This is a genomic window from Streptomyces sp., assembly GCF_031178505.1.
In the GTDB taxonomy this organism is placed as follows: domain Bacteria; phylum Actinomycetota; class Actinomycetes; order Streptomycetales; family Streptomycetaceae; genus Streptomyces; species Streptomyces gulbargensis.
The window spans coordinates 1-14,814 of the sequence record NZ_JAPSIW010000082.1 but is presented as its reverse complement, the minus strand read 5'-3'; the positions used below and the strand labels follow the sequence as shown (position 1 = coordinate 14,814).

Annotated in this window: 14 protein-coding genes; 4 read left to right on the top strand and 10 right to left on the bottom strand. The window is 74.6% G+C overall.

The genetic code is table 11. The features are described 5' to 3' along the window. The 3 genes from RIF68_RS09160 to RIF68_RS09150 all read right to left on the bottom strand — a co-directional run. A partial coding sequence (locus tag RIF68_RS09160) for a cysteine peptidase family C39 domain-containing protein (protein ID WP_309050643.1) occupies window positions 1-1,835 on the bottom strand: 1,835 nt, incomplete at its 3' end. 269 nt (window positions 1,836-2,104) lie between these two features. Beyond that, window positions 2,105-2,914 (bottom strand): HlyD family efflux transporter periplasmic adaptor subunit, encoded by an 810-nt coding sequence (locus RIF68_RS09155; RefSeq protein ID WP_309050642.1) that lies wholly within the window; start codon window positions 2,912-2,914, stop codon window positions 2,105-2,107. Window positions 2,915-3,016: 102 nt separating this feature from the next. Further along, complete coding sequence (locus RIF68_RS09150; protein ID WP_309050641.1) at window positions 3,017-3,268, bottom strand: hypothetical protein; 252 nt, start codon at window positions 3,266-3,268, stop codon at window positions 3,017-3,019. A gap of 448 nt (window positions 3,269-3,716) precedes the next feature. Here RIF68_RS09150 and RIF68_RS09145 point away from each other — a divergent pair, with 448 nt between their 5' ends. From RIF68_RS09145 to RIF68_RS09130, 4 genes are all read left to right on the top strand, one after another. Beyond that, on the top strand, window positions 3,717-4,535 hold the full coding sequence (locus RIF68_RS09145; protein ID WP_309050640.1) for a hypothetical protein: 819 nt from the start codon (window positions 3,717-3,719) through the stop codon (window positions 4,533-4,535). A gap of 137 nt (window positions 4,536-4,672) precedes the next feature. Continuing rightward, a complete protein-coding gene (locus tag RIF68_RS09140; protein ID WP_309050639.1) occupies window positions 4,673-5,368 on the top strand; it encodes a type 1 glutamine amidotransferase domain-containing protein in 696 nt (231 codons plus the stop codon). 124 nt (window positions 5,369-5,492) lie between these two features. After that, a complete protein-coding gene (locus tag RIF68_RS09135) occupies window positions 5,493-6,260 on the top strand; it encodes an SDR family oxidoreductase (RefSeq protein WP_309050638.1) in 768 nt (255 codons plus the stop codon). Next, window positions 6,257-6,886, top strand: coding sequence for a hypothetical protein (locus RIF68_RS09130; RefSeq protein ID WP_309050637.1), 630 nt, complete (start codon window positions 6,257-6,259; stop codon window positions 6,884-6,886). The genes RIF68_RS09135 and RIF68_RS09130 overlap by 4 nt, the downstream gene beginning before the upstream one ends. 9 nt (window positions 6,887-6,895) lie before the next feature. Here RIF68_RS09130 and RIF68_RS09125 read toward each other — a convergent pair whose 3' ends face one another. The 7 genes from RIF68_RS09125 to RIF68_RS09095 form a co-directional block, all read right to left on the bottom strand. Continuing rightward, a complete protein-coding gene (locus tag RIF68_RS09125; protein WP_309050636.1) occupies window positions 6,896-7,570 on the bottom strand; it encodes a GntR family transcriptional regulator in 675 nt (224 codons plus the stop codon). Between the two features lie 80 nt (window positions 7,571-7,650). Beyond that, a complete protein-coding gene (locus RIF68_RS09120) occupies window positions 7,651-8,655 on the bottom strand; it encodes a proline racemase family protein (RefSeq protein ID WP_309050635.1) in 1,005 nt (334 codons plus the stop codon). 100 nt (window positions 8,656-8,755) lie between these two features. Continuing rightward, window positions 8,756-9,664: a dihydrodipicolinate synthase family protein gene (locus RIF68_RS09115; protein WP_309050634.1), complete on the bottom strand. Its 909-nt coding sequence runs from the start codon at window positions 9,662-9,664 to the stop codon at window positions 8,756-8,758. A 55-nt stretch (window positions 9,665-9,719) separates the two neighbouring features. Further along, window positions 9,720-11,357, bottom strand: a complete 1,638-nt coding sequence (locus tag RIF68_RS09110) for an NAD(P)/FAD-dependent oxidoreductase (protein WP_309050633.1) — start codon at window positions 11,355-11,357, stop codon at window positions 9,720-9,722. Then, window positions 11,338-11,649, bottom strand: coding sequence for a (2Fe-2S)-binding protein (locus tag RIF68_RS09105; RefSeq protein ID WP_309050632.1), 312 nt, complete (start codon window positions 11,647-11,649; stop codon window positions 11,338-11,340). Before RIF68_RS09105 ends, RIF68_RS09110 begins: the two co-directional genes overlap by 20 nt. A 32-nt stretch (window positions 11,650-11,681) precedes the next feature. Further along, window positions 11,682-12,794, bottom strand: coding sequence for an NAD(P)/FAD-dependent oxidoreductase (locus RIF68_RS09100; RefSeq protein WP_375165683.1), 1,113 nt, complete (start codon window positions 12,792-12,794; stop codon window positions 11,682-11,684). Between the two features lie 152 nt (window positions 12,795-12,946). Further along, window positions 12,947-14,814 (bottom strand): collagenase (locus tag RIF68_RS09095; protein WP_309050630.1); only part of this gene is annotated, 1,868 nt, incomplete at its 5' end.

The following is a 14,814-nucleotide window of genomic DNA, read 5'->3' as shown; positions in this document are numbered from 1 at the left end:
CCGCCGGAGAAGTTGCGGCCGTCCTGTTCGACCCGGCTGTGGATGCCGCCGGGGCGGCGGGCGACCACGTCGAGGACGGCGGCGTCCTCCAGGGCGGCGGTGACGGCCTCGTCGGGGACGGTCGGGTCCCACAGCGTCACGTTGTCGCGGACGGTCCCCTCGAAGAGGAACACGTCCTGGTCCACGAAGGCGACGGAGGCGGCCAGGGTGCCGCGCGGAATGTCCTCCAGCCTCGTCCCGTCGATGCGGACCGTGCCCTCCCAGGGGGTGTACAGGCCGGACATCAGCCGGGAGACGGTCGACTTCCCGCTGCCGGAGCCGCCGACCAGCGCGACCTGGCGGCCGGGGCCGACGGAGAGCGAGAAGTCCCGCAGCAGCGGGGGGTCCAGGGGGCTGTAGCCGAAGGTGATGCCGTCGAGTTCGACATGGCCGGTGAGGCGGCGGGGGCGGGCACCGGGGTCGTCGCGGGTGTGCGCGGGGTCGGCGGGGAAGTCCTCCACGTCCTTGAGCCGGGCGACGTCGGCGGCGAAGTCCTGGATGCGTCCGGCCACCCCGCCGAGGCGGGTGAGGGGGGCCGTGAAGCTGGTGACCAGGGCCTGGAAGGCGACCAGGAGGCCGACCGTGAGGTGCCCTTCGACGGCGCGCAGGCCGCCGATCATCAGGATCAGGGCGCTGTTGAGCGTGGCCAGGGTGGGGGCGACGACGGCCAGCCAGGCGCCCGGCACCCCGAGCCGCTGCTGCACGTCGAGGGTGGTGGCGTGCTGACCGGCCCAGCGGCGGAAGAAGCCGTCCTCGCCTCCGGTGGCCTTCATCGTCTCGATGAGCTGGAGGCCGCTGTAGGAGGTGTTGGTCAGCCGGGCACTCTCGGCGCGGAGCTTCTGCGTGCCGGTGGCGCGCAGCTGGAGCACGACGCGCAGGGCGACGACGTTCAGGAGGGCGATCAGGACACCGATGACGGTGAGGTGGGGGTCGTACGTCCACAGCACCACCGCGTACAGCAGGACGACGGCGGCGTCGACGCCGGCCGCGGCCAGATCGCGGGCGAGGGTCTCGGCCACGGCGTCGTTGGAGCGGAGTCGCTGGACGAGGTCGGCGGGGCTCCGCTGGGCGTAGAAGCCGAGCGGAAGCCGCAGCAGGTGCCGTAGGAAGCGGGCGCTGCCGAGGGTGGAGGAGATGAGGCGCCCGCGCAGCAGGTTGGCCTGCTGGAGGGCGGTGAGGGTGGCGGTGAGGACGAGGGCGGCGGCCATCGCGGTGAACACCACACCGAGGAGGGAGGTCTGTTCGCCGATGAGGAAGAGGTCGATGTACGTGCGGCTGAGCGCGGGCAGCCACGCGCCGACGACGACCAGGAGGAGGCTGGCGAGGACGGCGGCGGCCATGGTGCCGGAGGTGCCGCGCAGCCGGGCGGGCAGGGCGGCGAGGACGCCCGGTCTACGGCCGCCCCGGCGGAAGGCGGGGCCCTGCTCGAAGGTGAGGACGATGCCGGTGAAGGCGGAGTCGAACTCCTCCATGGTGACGAACCTGCGGCCCCGGTCGGGGTCGTTGATGTGGACGCCACGGCGGCCGAAGCGCCGGCCCATGCCGTCGTAGACGACGTAGTGGTTGAACTCCCAGAAGAGGATGGCGGGGGCGGCCACCCCGGCGAGGGCCGCGAGGTCCATCTGCATGCCCTTGGCCCGGAGGCCGTACCCGCGGGCCGCCTTGAGGAGATTGCTGGCCCGGGAGCCGTCACGGGAGACGCCGCAGGCGATGCGCAGTTCCTCCAGCGGGACGAAGCGGCCGAAGTGGCCCAGGACCATGGCGAGGGCGGCGGCGCCGCACTCGACGGCCTCCATCTGGAGCACGGTGGGGGTGCGGACGGCGCGGGGGCGCCGGCCCCGGGGGGCGGGGGTGCGGCGCCGGGAGGCGGCGGCCGGCTGCCGGCGGGCCCCGGCACGCGGGGTCCCCGGGAGGGCGGCCAGGGAGCGGGCGGGCGCGGAGCGGCCCTTGCGGCCGGCGGCGCGGGCGGCGGCGCGCGCACCCGGGCCCCGGTCCTCGGGGGCCGCGGGGTCGGCGGGGTGCCGGGCAGCGTCGGTGCCGGGACCGGCGGGCCGCCGCGGGGCGCTCACGGCAGGAGCCAGTCGACGGGGCGCTGCGCGGCCAGGTGGACGGCGCCGGTGACGGGCGTGCCGGAGGCGAGGGCGTGCGGGGGGCCGCCGGCCGTGGACCAGGCGTAGCCGGAGGGGGTGGTGGAGCGCTCCAGGTCGACGAGGACGGCGACCGGGGTGCCCTGGCCCTGGCGGGCGAACTGGGCGGCGAGCCCGTTGTCGCCGAGGAAGGCGGCGATGCGCTGCGGGGTCTGGGGCGTACGGCTCACCTCGCGGACGCGCCCGCGCAGGACGCCGAAGCGGTCGCGCGGTACCGCCTGCACGCCGAGGTCGACCGGGGCGCCCGCCCGCAGGGTGGCGGCGCTCTCGCCGGGCAGGTACAGCACGGCCGTCAGGGGCGCCTTCGGATCGGTCACGCGCTCCACGGTCGCCACGTCCGCGCCGGTGGTGACGACCGAACCGGTCCGCGCGTACAGGGTGGTGACCCGCCCTCCGGCCACGGCGCGCACGGGCCGGTCACCGCTCGCGGTGCGGACCATGAGCAGGGGCGCGCCGGCGGCCACCGACCGGCCCTCGTCGGCGAGGACGCGGGTGACCTGTCCGGCGACGGGGCTCTGGAGGAGGTAGCTGCCCTCGGCATGGGTGAGGACACCGGCGGCGCTCACCTTGGAGGTGACGGTTCCGGTGACGGCCCAGAAGGTCGCGGCCGCCATGACGGCGACGGTGACGGCGAGGACGAGACGTCCCTGCGGGCGGGCGAAGCGCACGGGCACGTCGAGTTCTTCGGGCGATTGCAGCTTGGAAAGCGCCTTTTGGCGGAACTGCACGGACTATTCCTTCGACTGCATTCTTGTCGGGCGGGCGCGGGGGCGCCGCGAACCCCGGAACCGGGGAAGGTTCCGGGGTTCGCGGCGGAATTCCGCTCAGCTTCAGATACCGGCCAGACCGGCGATGCCCGCGGTGTTCACCGAGACGCCCGTGATGCCGGAGGCCAGGCCGGGGACGCCGGCGGCGAGGCTCTCGACACCCTGGACCGTCTGGAGGGAGCCGACGGTGCCGAGGACGTTGGTGACGTCGTTGGTCAGCGCGCCGGCGAGGCCGCCGGAGACGGTGACGAGGCCACCGGACACGGCGTCGAGGTCGGCGTCGGAGATCTCGGCGGTCTCAAGGTCGTGACGCATGATGCGCACCCTTCGTTCTTTGGGGGGAATCCGTCTTCTGCGGCCGCAGCGGGCTGATCAAATCACGCGACCGGCTGACCGAACCAATTCGGTTGACGCCTCGTCATGCGCATTTCCGCATCTCGGGCGGCGGCCGTGCAGTGAATTTCACCGGATGCCGACAACTTCTCCTCGGAACCGAGTAACAGATTCGGGGCCGACGCCGACCCCGGCGGACATAACGGGACGGACAGGGGCCTGACGGCCGCTCCCCGCGCCGCAGGGGTCGAGGAACGGTGAAGGTGGACGTGCTCCACACGCGCACGTTGTGGAGATTTCCGTCAGGTCCCCTCCTCCGCCGCCCCCGCACGCGGCGTCCCGGACCGTCACGCGCCTTCGGGAAGTCGGCTGGACGCCGACACGCGGACCTGAAAGCCTCGTCGGCCGAGGACCGTACGAGGAGGGCTCCATGAACACCGCCGGAGAAGGACGGCAGCACCTGGACACGATCAGCGTTCTCACCGCGAAGAGGACCCTCCTCCAGCTCCTCGCAAGGGCGGGCGTCCACTCCGCCGACGCCGAGGAGTTGATCGGCCTCGTGGAGGCGGGTGTCCTCGCCGTCGCCCACCGGGAGATCGCGGGCGTGGCCGAGTCCCCGGCCGGGACCCCGCCTGCCGGCACGCCGGGACCGGAAGGCGAAGGGGACGGGAGCGGGCCGTACGGCGGGGACCGGCGCGGCGCGGACGAGAGCGGGCCGTACGCCGCCGGCCGGCGGGACGGCGCGCGGGCGGTGGCCGACGCGCTCGGCGCTCTCGCCGACCGCGCGCTCCGGGAGGCCGTCGGCGCGGGTGACGCGGACGGACCGGCCGACGAGGCGTGGCCACCCGTGGGCCGGATGGAACTGGAGCGGGCGAAGGTGGCGGTCCTGCCGCACTACCTGACCTTCACCGAGCTCTCCGACCTCGACCCCGAGGTCTCCGAGCAGGTGCTGACCGCCGTGCTCGGCACCATGGGCCCCCGGCAGCGGGCCGCCTACGCGGGCCGGCTCGCGGGCTACGTGGAGGACCACCGGGCGGAGCTTGAACGGCTGTTCGCCGCGTACGGGCCCGGCAGCCCCATCGCGATCCACGGCCGTTACTCGCTCCTCCACTCCCCCGCCAGCGTCGCCGTCATGGAGCGCCTGGCCACGGCGCCCGCGGCGCTGCGCGAGGAGTGGGACGCGGCCGAGCTGCCGCCCGCGTGGCTGGACGGGCTCACGACGGCCGGGGCGCCGGGAGCACGGGGATGACACCCGCCCGGCCCCCTCGCGTCACGGATTGGGCCGGAAGGCGGCACCGGCTCGTTCATAGGTTCCGCGGAAGGGGGAAGGCCTAGGGGCGACGGTATCCCCGGGCCGACCGGCCCCCGTAGTTCTGGAGCAACCCGATGGCGAAGATCCTTTTCGTGATGAGCGGCGCCGACCACTGGACGCTCGCCGACGGCACCCGGCACCCGACCGGTTTCTGGGCCGAGGAGGCCGTGGCCCCGTACGAGGCCTTCACGGCCGCGGGCCACGAGGTCGTCGTCGCCACCCCGGGCGGTGTCGCGCCGACGGTCGACCGGGCCAGTCTGGCGCCCGAGGTGAACGGTGGCCGGGAGGGCGCGGACCGGGTCGCCGCCGCCCTGGACGGGATGAAGGAGCTGCACCGCCCGCTCGCACTGGAGGACGTACGCCTCGACGACTACGCGGCCGTCTTCTACCCCGGCGGGCACGGGCCCATGGAGGACCTCGCCGTGGACGCGGTTTCCGGCCGGCTGCTGGTCGACGTCCTGCGCTCGGGCAAGCCGCTGGGCATCGTCTGCCACGGTCCGGCCGCGCTGCTGGCCGCGACCACCGAGGACGGGACGAACGCGTTCGCCGGCTACCGGGTGACCGCGTTCACCAACGCCGAGGAGACCCAGGGCGGACTGGCCGACCGGGCGAAGTGGCTCCTGGAGACCCGGCTCGTCGACGCGGGCCTGGAGGTGAGCACGGGTGAGCCGTGGGCTCCGTACGTGATCGAGGACCGCACCCTGGTCACCGGCCAGAACCCGGCGTCGTCCGCTCCGCTCGCCGCCGAGCTGCTGAAGAAGCTGAACTGACCGCTCCCCTCTCCCTCCGGGGCCCCGCGGCCACCCGGCCGGCGGTCCCGCCCCGGGCCCCGGCAGAATGCGTGATCACGGGCCGGGCTGCCGTCCGGCCGTCCGGAGGGAGAGGGGCACCGTCATGAAGCTGCCCGCGTCAGGCCGCCGCGTGCTCGTGACCGGGGCGTCGCGGGGCCTCGGCCGGGCGGTGGCCCGGGCGTTCGCCGCCAACGGCGACCGGGTCGCCGTCCACTACTCCTCGCGCGGGGAGGAGGCCCGCGAGACGTACGCGTCCCTGGCCGGCAGCGGACACGCTCTCATCGGGCGGGACCTGACGGACCCGGCCGGCGCGGCGGAGCTCGCCGACGCCGCGGCGGACGCGCTCGGCGGCATCGACGTCCTGGTGAACAACGCGGCGGTGAACATCCGGCACCCGCTGCCCGAGACCTCGTACGAGGAGTGGGTGGCCGTCTGGCAGCGGCACGTGTCCGTGAACCTGCTGGCCACCGCCCATCTGAGCCATCTCGCGGCGCGGCGGATGATCGACGCGGGCAACGGCGGCCGGATCGTCAACATCGGTTCGCGCGGCGCCTTCCGCGGCGAGCCGGACCATCCCGCGTACGGGGCGACGAAGGCGGCCGTCCACGCCCTCGGCCAGTCGCTCGCGGTCTCCCTCGCCCCCTACGGCATCGCCGTCGCCTCGGTCGCACCGGGCTTCTTCGCGACGGAGCGGGTGGCCGCCCGCCTTCAGGGCCCCGAGGGCGACGCGATCCGCGCGCAGAGCCCCTTCCAGCGGGTCGCCGCACCGGAGGAGATCGCGGACGCCGTCCTGTGGCTCGCCTCCCCCGCCGCCGAATGGTCCTCCGGCACCGTCCTGGACCTCAACGGGGCCTCGTACCTCCGGACGTGAATCCGGTGAAGGGGAGCCGCGGTCGCGGCGGCTCCCGCTCCCCCTCTCTCCGGCGGCGTCCCGCCTCTCCCCCTCCCTTCGACCTGGAGCCCGTCCTGCCGTCCACTCCTCGGCGGAGCCGTACCGCCCACGCGCTGTCCCTGCTCCTGACCACCGCACTCGCGGCCGGTGCCCTCACCGGCTGCGCACTCGTGGAATCCGTCGCGGCGGACTGCGAGGGGACCGACGCGCGGGTGAGGGAGCTGGCGGCTCTCGGCATCCTGGAGTCCCGGCCCGCCGGGGCGACGGTGCCGCGGGGCTTCGAGAAGGCCGATGCCGGATGCTGGGCGGACAGCGGTGACGTCGTGCTGTACGCGGACCGTACGTACGTCTTCTCCGGCACGAAGGAGGCCGTCGCCGCGCACTACCGGACGGCGGCGCCCCGCGACGGCTGGACCCCGTCCTCCGACCCCCGGCCCGGCGACCTGTGCTTCACCCGGGACGGCACGACCCTGGCCGTCGTCCTCCTCACCCCCGAGCGCCTCAGCGAGGACGGCCACGGCGACCGCCGGGACCTCCTCACCGGGACCGGCTATCGGGTCGGTGTCGAGACGCGCGTGGACAGCGGTGCTCCAGCGGCCTGCTGACGGGCGGGCTCAGGCCGGCCGGGCGCCGTCGGCCCAGAGGGAGCGGACGTGGCCCAGGTGGCGGGTCATGCAGGCTTCGGCGGCCGGGGCGTCGCCGGCGAGCATCAGGTCGAGGAGTTCGAGGTGTTCCTCGGCCGAGGGAACGAGGTCACCGCGTTCGTCCAGGGCGGTGAGGCCGTAGAGGCGGGAGCGCTTGCGGAGGTCGCCGACCGTTTCGACGAGGCGCTCGTTGCCGGCGAGGCCGAGGAGGCTCAGGTGGAACAGCCGGTCGGCCTCCAGGTACCCGATGAGGTCGTGGGCGCGGGCCGCGCGCACGATGTCCTCGGCGATGGGGCGCAGGGCCTCCAGGTCCTCACGGGCCGCGGTCGTGGTGACGCGGCCGACCATGGGGATCTCGATGAGCGCGCGGATCTCGGTGTACTGGTCGAGGTCGCGTTCGTCGACCTCGGTGACCCGGAAGCCCTTGTTGCGGACGGGCTCGACCAGGCCTTCCCGGGCGAGGTCGAGCATCGCCTCCCGGACGGGGGTCGCGGAGATGCCGAAGTCCTCCGCGAGGGTGGGCGCCGAGTACACGACGCCCGGGCGGAGTTCGCCGGAGATCAGCGCGGCGCGCAGGGCGTGGGCGACCTGGTCGCGGAGCCGCTCGCGAGAGGCGTTGAGGTCGCGTCGGGTCAGGTGCCCCATGGCGGTGGTGATCCCTTCGGTCCGGTGAACGTGACCACCGTACGATGTCACGCCGCCGGCCCGGCCGGAGCCGCCGGCGGTCACAGGAGGAAGCCCGCGGGGAAGGGGTCGTCCGGGTCGAGGAAGTACTGGGCGGTCCCGGTGATCCAGGCGCGTCCGGTGACCGTGGGCACGACGGCCGGCACCCCGCCGACCTCCGTCTCGGCGGTGAGCCGTCCGGTGAAGCGGGTGCCGATGAAGGACTCGTTCACGAAGTCGTGGTGCAGCGGGAGTTCGCCGCGCGCGTGCAACTGGGCCATGCGGGCGCTGGTGCCGGTGCCGCACGGGGAGCGGTCGAACCAGCCGGGGTGGATGGCCATGGCGTGCCGCGAGTGGCGCGCGTCCGAGCCCGGCGCGGCGAGGTAGACGTGTTTCAGCCCGGCGATCTCGGGGTGGAGGGGGTGGACGGGCCGGTCCGGCGAGGCGTTGACGGCCTCCATGACGGCGAGTCCGGCGGCGAGGAGGTCGTCCTTGCGGTCCCGGTCGAAGGGAAGTTTCAGGTCGTCGAGGGAGACGAAGGCGTAGAAGTTGCCGCCGAAGGCCAGGTCGTAGCGGACGGTGCCGTGACCGGGCACGTCCACGGTCCGGTCCAGGGCCACGCTGAAGGCGGGCACGTTGGTGAGGGTGACCGCCGTCGCCCGGCCGTCGTCGACCCGGACGTCGACGCTCACCAAACCGGCGGGGGTGTCGAGGCGGACGGTGGTGACGGGTTCGGTGACGGGGACCATGCCGGTCTCGACGAGGACGGTGGCGACGCCGATCGTGCCGTGTCCGCACATCGGGAGGAGTCCGGAGACCTCGATGTAGAGGACGCCGTAGTCGGCGTCGGGCCGGGTGGGCGGCTGGAGGATCGCGCCGCTCATCGCCGCGTGGCCCCGGGGCTCGTACATGAGGAGGGTCCGCAGATGGTCGAGGTGTTCGATGAAGTGCAGCCGGCGTTCGGCCATGGTCGCGCCGGGGACGACGCCGACGCCCCCGGTGATGACGCGGGTGGGCATGCCCTCGGTGTGCGAGTCGACGGCGTGGAAGACATGACGCGTGCGCACGGGGTTCCTCTCGGTGGGCGGTGCGGGGCAGGGGGTGGGCCGTACGGGGCGACCCGTGGGCCGGGTGCGTACCGCGACGGGCGCCGGTGATCCGGGACCGTCAGTGGTGCCCGTCGGCGAGGGCCTTCTCGGTGGCGGTCCGAACGGCGGCCCGGCTCTCGGCGGTGAGCGGCAGCCTGGGCGGGCGGCTGGGACCGCCCCGGCGGCCGGTGAGGTCCATGGAGAACTTGATGGCCTGGACGAACTCCGTCCTGGAGTCCCAGCGCAGCAGGGGGTGCAGGGACCGGTAGAGCGGCAGGGCGGTGGCCAGGTCACCCCGGACGGCGGCGTGGTAGAGGGCGGCGCAGTCGGCGGGGAAGGCGTTCGGGTAGCCGGCGATCCAGCCGACCGCGCCGGCCGTGGCGAGTTCCAGGAGGACGTCGTCCGCGCCGATCAACAGGTCGAGTCCCGGTACCAGTTCGGCGATCTCGTAGGCGCGCCGGACATCGCCGCTGAACTCCTTGACGGCCACGATGCCGCTGTCGGCGTGGAGCCGGGCGAGGAGGGCGGGGGTGAGGTCGACCTTGGTGTCGATCGGGTTGTTGTACGCGATGACGGGCAGGCCCACGTCGGCGACGTCCCGGTAGTGGGCGAGGACGGCCCGTTCGTCGGCCCGGTAGGCGTTGGGCGGCAGGAGCAGCACCGAGCCGCAACCGGCCTCGGCGGCCTGTTCGGTCCAGCGTCGGGCCTCGGCGCTGCCGTACGCGGAGACGCCGGGCATCACGCGGGCCCCGTCCCCGGCGGCCTCGACGGCGGTGCGGACGACGCGGGCGCGTTCGTCGTCGGTGAGGGTCTGGTACTCGCCGAGGGATCCGTTCGGGACGACGCCGTCGCAACCGTGGGCGATCAGCCGGGCGACGTGCTCGGCGTAGGCGTCGTGGTCGACGGAGAGGTCGTCGCGCAGGGGCAGGGCGGTGGCGACCATGATGCCGCGCCAGGGGCGCTCGGGGTTCCAGGTGGCGGTGGTCATGTCGGGTGTTCTCCTCCGGGGTCGAAGGGCGGGGCGGACGGCGGTCCGCCGTGCCTCAGGGGGTGGGGCGGGGACGAGGTGCGCAAGCGGCCTCGGGTGAACCCGGGGCGCGCGGGGAGTCCGGTGGCCGGGGAGCGGCCGGAGGCTCCGGGACCCGCGGGGCCTCCCCGTCCTTCGGGACCTCCCGGATCTCCGGGAGCCCCGGTTCCCAGGGCTCCCCCTCCTCCGCGGCCAGGGCCGACAGCGGCACCGGCACGGCCAGCAGGCGGCGGTCGGGCGGCGGCGGTGCGGGGGCGCCGCGGGAGGCGAGGCAGGCGACCGCCGTCCCGCACATCCGGCCCTGGCACCAGCCCATCCCCGCGCGGGTGAGGAGCTTGACCGTGCGCGGGTCCCGGGCGCCGAGGTCGGTGACCGCCTCGCGGACCCGTCCGGCGGGAACCTCCTCGCAGCGGCAGATCTCCGTGTCGTCGGTGAGCCACCCGGTCCATCCGGGGCCCGGTGTGTGGGCGGCCGCCATCGCGTCCGCGAAGGCGCGCAGCCGGTCCCTGCGGCGCCGGAGCAGGGCGGTCCGTGCGGGGTCGGCCCGTCGGCCGAGGAGACGGGCGGCGATGGCGCGTGCCGCCGTCTCGCCCTCGGCGCGCGCGAGTTCGGCTCCGCCCACGCCGCCGGTCTCCCCCGCGGCCCACAGTCCGGGCACGGAGGTCTCCTGATCGGCGCCGAGGGCGAGGCCCCGGGTGCCGTCGGGGAGGACGCGGGTGGCGCAGCCGACGGCGGTGGCCAGTTCGATCTGGGGGACGAGACCGTGCCCCACGGCGAGCGCGTCGCAGTCGATCCGGCGGCCCGTGCCGGGCAGGGGCCGCCAGTCTCGGTCCAGGCGCGCGACGGTGACGGCTTCCACGCGTTCGGTGCCGTGGACCCGGGTCACCGCGCTGCGCGGGTGGAGCCGTACCCGGTGCCGGAGCAGGCCGGCTCCGTAGGTGAGGGCTTCGGCGGCCTTGCGGGGGTTGGCGGCGAGGACGCGCGGCTTCCGCGCGTACCGCAGGTAGCCGGCCGCCTCGACGACGGCGGGGACCCGCGCGCCGGCGGCGGCCAGTGAGGCGGCGACGGCGAGCAGCAGGGGCCCGCTGCCGGCGACGACGACACGGCGGCCGGGCAGGACGAGACCGGCACTGAGCATGGCCTGCGCTCCGCCGGCTCCGACGACCCCGGGGAGGGTCCAGCCGGGGAACGGCAGGTGGCGTTCGTGGGCGCCGGTGGCGAGGAGCAGGGCGCGCCCGCGTGTCCGGACGGGCCGGCCGTCGGTGCCGTCCGCGCCGGTGACGGCGTGCGCCGTCCAGGTGCCGTCCGACTCCCGTGCCACGGACCAGACGTGGTGTTCCGTCAGATGTGTCAGGCTGCGGCTCGCGGCGAGGCGGTGGCCGAGGTCGGTGAAGGGGGTCCAGTCGTGGTGGGGAGCCGGGGGCCGTCCCGCGCCCAGGGCGGGGGCGGGGTGCCGGTAGTACTGGCCGCCGGGTCGCGCGGCGGAGTCCACCAGGGCGACGGTGAGGCCGAGTTCGGCGGCGGTGACGGCCCCGGTGAGGCCGGCCGGGCCGGCGCCGATGACGACCAGGTCGTACGGATCCGCGGACGCGTCCGGGACGGGGTGCGGGCCCTCGGTCCCCGGGCCGCCGGGTTCAGCTGCCGGGACGGTCATGACCGTGTCCCTCCTGGGTGGTGAGGGCGTCGCCGGGACGGGCCGGGACGAGGCACGCCCGCCGGTTGGGCACCCCGTTGACGGTGGCGAGGCAGTCGTGGCACTGGCCGATGCCGCAGAAGGCGCCGCGCGGCCGGCCGCCGACGCGGGTGGTGCGCCAGGCGAGGATGCCGGCGGCCCAGAGGGCGGCGGCGAGCGTCTGGCCGGGCAGGGCGGGGACGGGCCGGCCGTCGAAGGTGATGGTGAACGGCTCGGGCCTGGCTCCGGCGGGGCCGGCGGGGGGACGGGACACGGGCCCTCCTCTCGGGACGGTGCGGGCGCGGTTCAGGGCGTGCCGGCGGGGAACCGGTCGGGCCGGAAGGGGTGCGGGTCGAGGGGTGGCCGCGCGCCGGTGAGGCAGGCGGTGACGAGGAGTCCGGTCGCCGGGGCGAGTCCGATCCCGGCGCCCTCGTGCCCGCAGGCGTGCAGCAGTCCGGGGACGCGGGGGTCGGGTCCGATGGCCGGCAGGTGGTCGGGCAGGTAGGGGCGGAAGCCCGCGTACGTGCGGAGGGCGCGGGCGCCGGCGAGGACCGGGAAGAGGGCGGTGGCGCCGGCGGCGAGGCGGCGGAGGGCCTCGGTGGAGAGGGTGCGGTCGAAGCCGACGCGTTCCCTGCTGGCGCCGATGAGGACGGGGCCGGCCGGGGTGCCCTCGACGACCGCCGAGGTCTGGAGCGCCGCGGAGTCGCTGCCGACGTCGGCCACGTAGTCGGCGGCGTACACCTTGTGCCGGACGAGCCGGGGCAGGGGTTCGGTGACGAGGACGAAGCCCCGGCGGGGCAGGACGGGCAGGTGGACGCCGGCGAGACGGGCGAGTTCGCCGCCCCAGGTGCCGGCGGCGTTCACCACGTGGGGGGCGTGGAGGTCGCCTGCGGTGGTCCGGACGCCCCGGACGGCGCCGTCCGGGCCGGTGAGGACGCGGGTGACCTCCGTGCCGAGCCGGAGGGTGATCCGCCCGCCTCCGGCGCGCAGCAGCCGGGCGGCGGCGAGGGCGGGCATCACCTGGGCGTCCTGGGGGTAGTGGACGCCGCCCGCGAGTCCGGGGGCGAGGTACGGCTCCAGGTCGTGGAGCGCGTCGCCCGGGACGGCGCGGAGGGTGACGCCCGCCTTCTCCTGCCGGGCGGCGAAGGCGCGCAGGGCGCGCAGCCCGGTCTCGTCGGAGGCGACGACGAGGCCGCCCTTGGCCTCGTACTCGGCGTCCTCCGGCAGGAGTGGGGCCAGTTCGGCCCACAAGGTGGCGGAGAGCAGGGCGAGTTCGAGTTCCGGTCCGGGTTCCTTGTCGGAGACGAGGAGGTTTCCCTCGCCCGCTCCCGTGGTGCCGCCGGCGACGGCGCCGCGGTCGACGACGGTGACGGTGAGGCCGGCGCGGGCGGCGTGGAAGGCGCAGGCCGCGCCGACCATTCCGGCGCCGACGACGATGACGTCCGGGACCTCCCGGGCGAGGGCCGGGGTCCGGCGCGTGGGTCTCACGGGTCTCGTGGGCACCTCAGTAATATTTCACATGGTACTGAGCTTGCCAAGGCCCTCGCGCCGGAGAGGACGTGCGGGCGGCCTCAGCTGCGCAGAGGACCTTCACAGCGGTAACTCGACGTTCCCGCCTGCTTGTTCGCCCACACCTCCACCGGTCCGAAGCTGCAGTTCATGTCGGCCAGGTTGTTCGAGGCGGCGCCCGCCCGGTCGAGGATGAAGTGGTCGACGGTCTCGGACATCTCGCGGAAGATCCGGTCCTGGTCGGCGGCGTCGCTCAGGTTGGCGGTGACGCGTCCGGTGCACACGAACCGGCGCTTGGCGGGATCACCGTTCTCCACGCACTCCGGGTTCATGTACGTGGCGGCGGCGAAGGACGACCTGACCGCACCGAGCTCCGAGTCGCGGAGCCGCTCGTTGGGCGTGTAGGCGGTGTTCGGGACGAACAGCTCGTCCACCTTGGCGATCTGCTCGTCGAGGAAGCGGTCGTAGCCGCGCTGCAGCGCGGCGTCCGCGCCGAGCCGGGCGCGCCAGGCGTCGTAGGCCCGTACGTCGTCGGCGCGCAGGTGGGCGTACATCTCGCGCAGCAGGGAGGGGCGCTGCGTCCAGAGGTACTCGAAGAACGTGCCGGCGTAGCTGTAGAAGCGGAAGCCGTCGCCGTCGTAGGTGGCGTTGAGGATCTGCGGCAGGGTCATCCGGGGGCCGCCGCCCGCGGTGTCCGCGATCACGGAGCGGACGAGCGACCTGCGGACGGCGATCCCGTCGTCGCGCGTGGCGCCGTCGAAGAACTCGGCCGTGCCCTCGTCCATGAAGGTGGTGCGGTCACCCTGGTACCAGGGGCCCTCGCCGAAGAACCCGGGCACGGCGAAGCGGCCGTTGAGGTAGTGCGTGTACTCGTGGCGGAACAGCTCCTCCAGCGTCAGCGAGGAGTCCTGCGGCACGCGGCGCTGGTACGTGTAGAAGGTGGCACCGCGCTCGATGTAGATGCCGCCGTTGTCGGTGCCCATGCCGGTCAGGAGCGGGTGGTAGGTCTCGTAGTCGGCGCGCGAGGCGTAGAGGACGACGTTGAGGGTGCTGTGGGGGTCGCCGGCGAGCGGCCGCTCGGTGCCGAGGACACGGTGGAACTGTGCCCTGACCTGCTTGCTCGCGTAGTAGAGCTGGTCGACGGTGGCCCGGTCGAGTCCGGTGCGGACCTTGAGGGCGCCGTTGTCGTAGCTGTACGCGTGCGGGAACAGCTGCTTCTCGATGTCGGCCTTGCACACCCCGTACGGCGCGCAGGCCTCGTAGACGTTGAGCCAGGAGACGACCTTGGCCCAGGGTTCGCTGCCGCGGCCGAAGGTCTCCACGACGGGGGTGAGCAGGGGGCCGAGGTCGGCGACGACGGCGGTCCTCAGGCTGTCGATCTGGCCGAAGCGGCCGTACTCACCGAGGGCGTCGCGGGCGACCCACTCGTTGGCGGTGTCCTTGAGGTGGGCGTGGCGGGCGAAGGCCCGGAAGGCCGCGCGGTAGGCCGGGTCGGCGGCGACGGCGGCGTGGAAGGCGGTGTCGCGGTTGCCGGGGTAGGTGCCCAGATAGTTGACGGACAGGCCGGCGAGGGCCGCGCCCGCCCAGGCGGGGTCGTGGTGCGTCGCGGGGTGCGCGGCGTCCATGGTGGCCAGGACCCGTGGGATCAGGCCGAGTTGGTGGTGGCGCAGGCCCGGCCCGCTCGCGGCGTAGAGGGCCTCGCGCAGGGTGTTCGCGTTGCTCTTCGTGGTGTCGAAGGTGCGGGCGGCGGCGCCGAGACCGGCGACCGCCTGGCGTATCGCCTGGGTGGTGGGCGCGTCGGTGGTGTCGATCTCGTCGCGTGAGAAGTCGTGGTAGGCGACCGCGTGGAGGTAGGTGAACATCTCCTCCAGGTGGGTGGAGTTGCGGCCGTCGTGGGTGGCGGCCAGGCCGGACGCCCGGTGGGAGACGG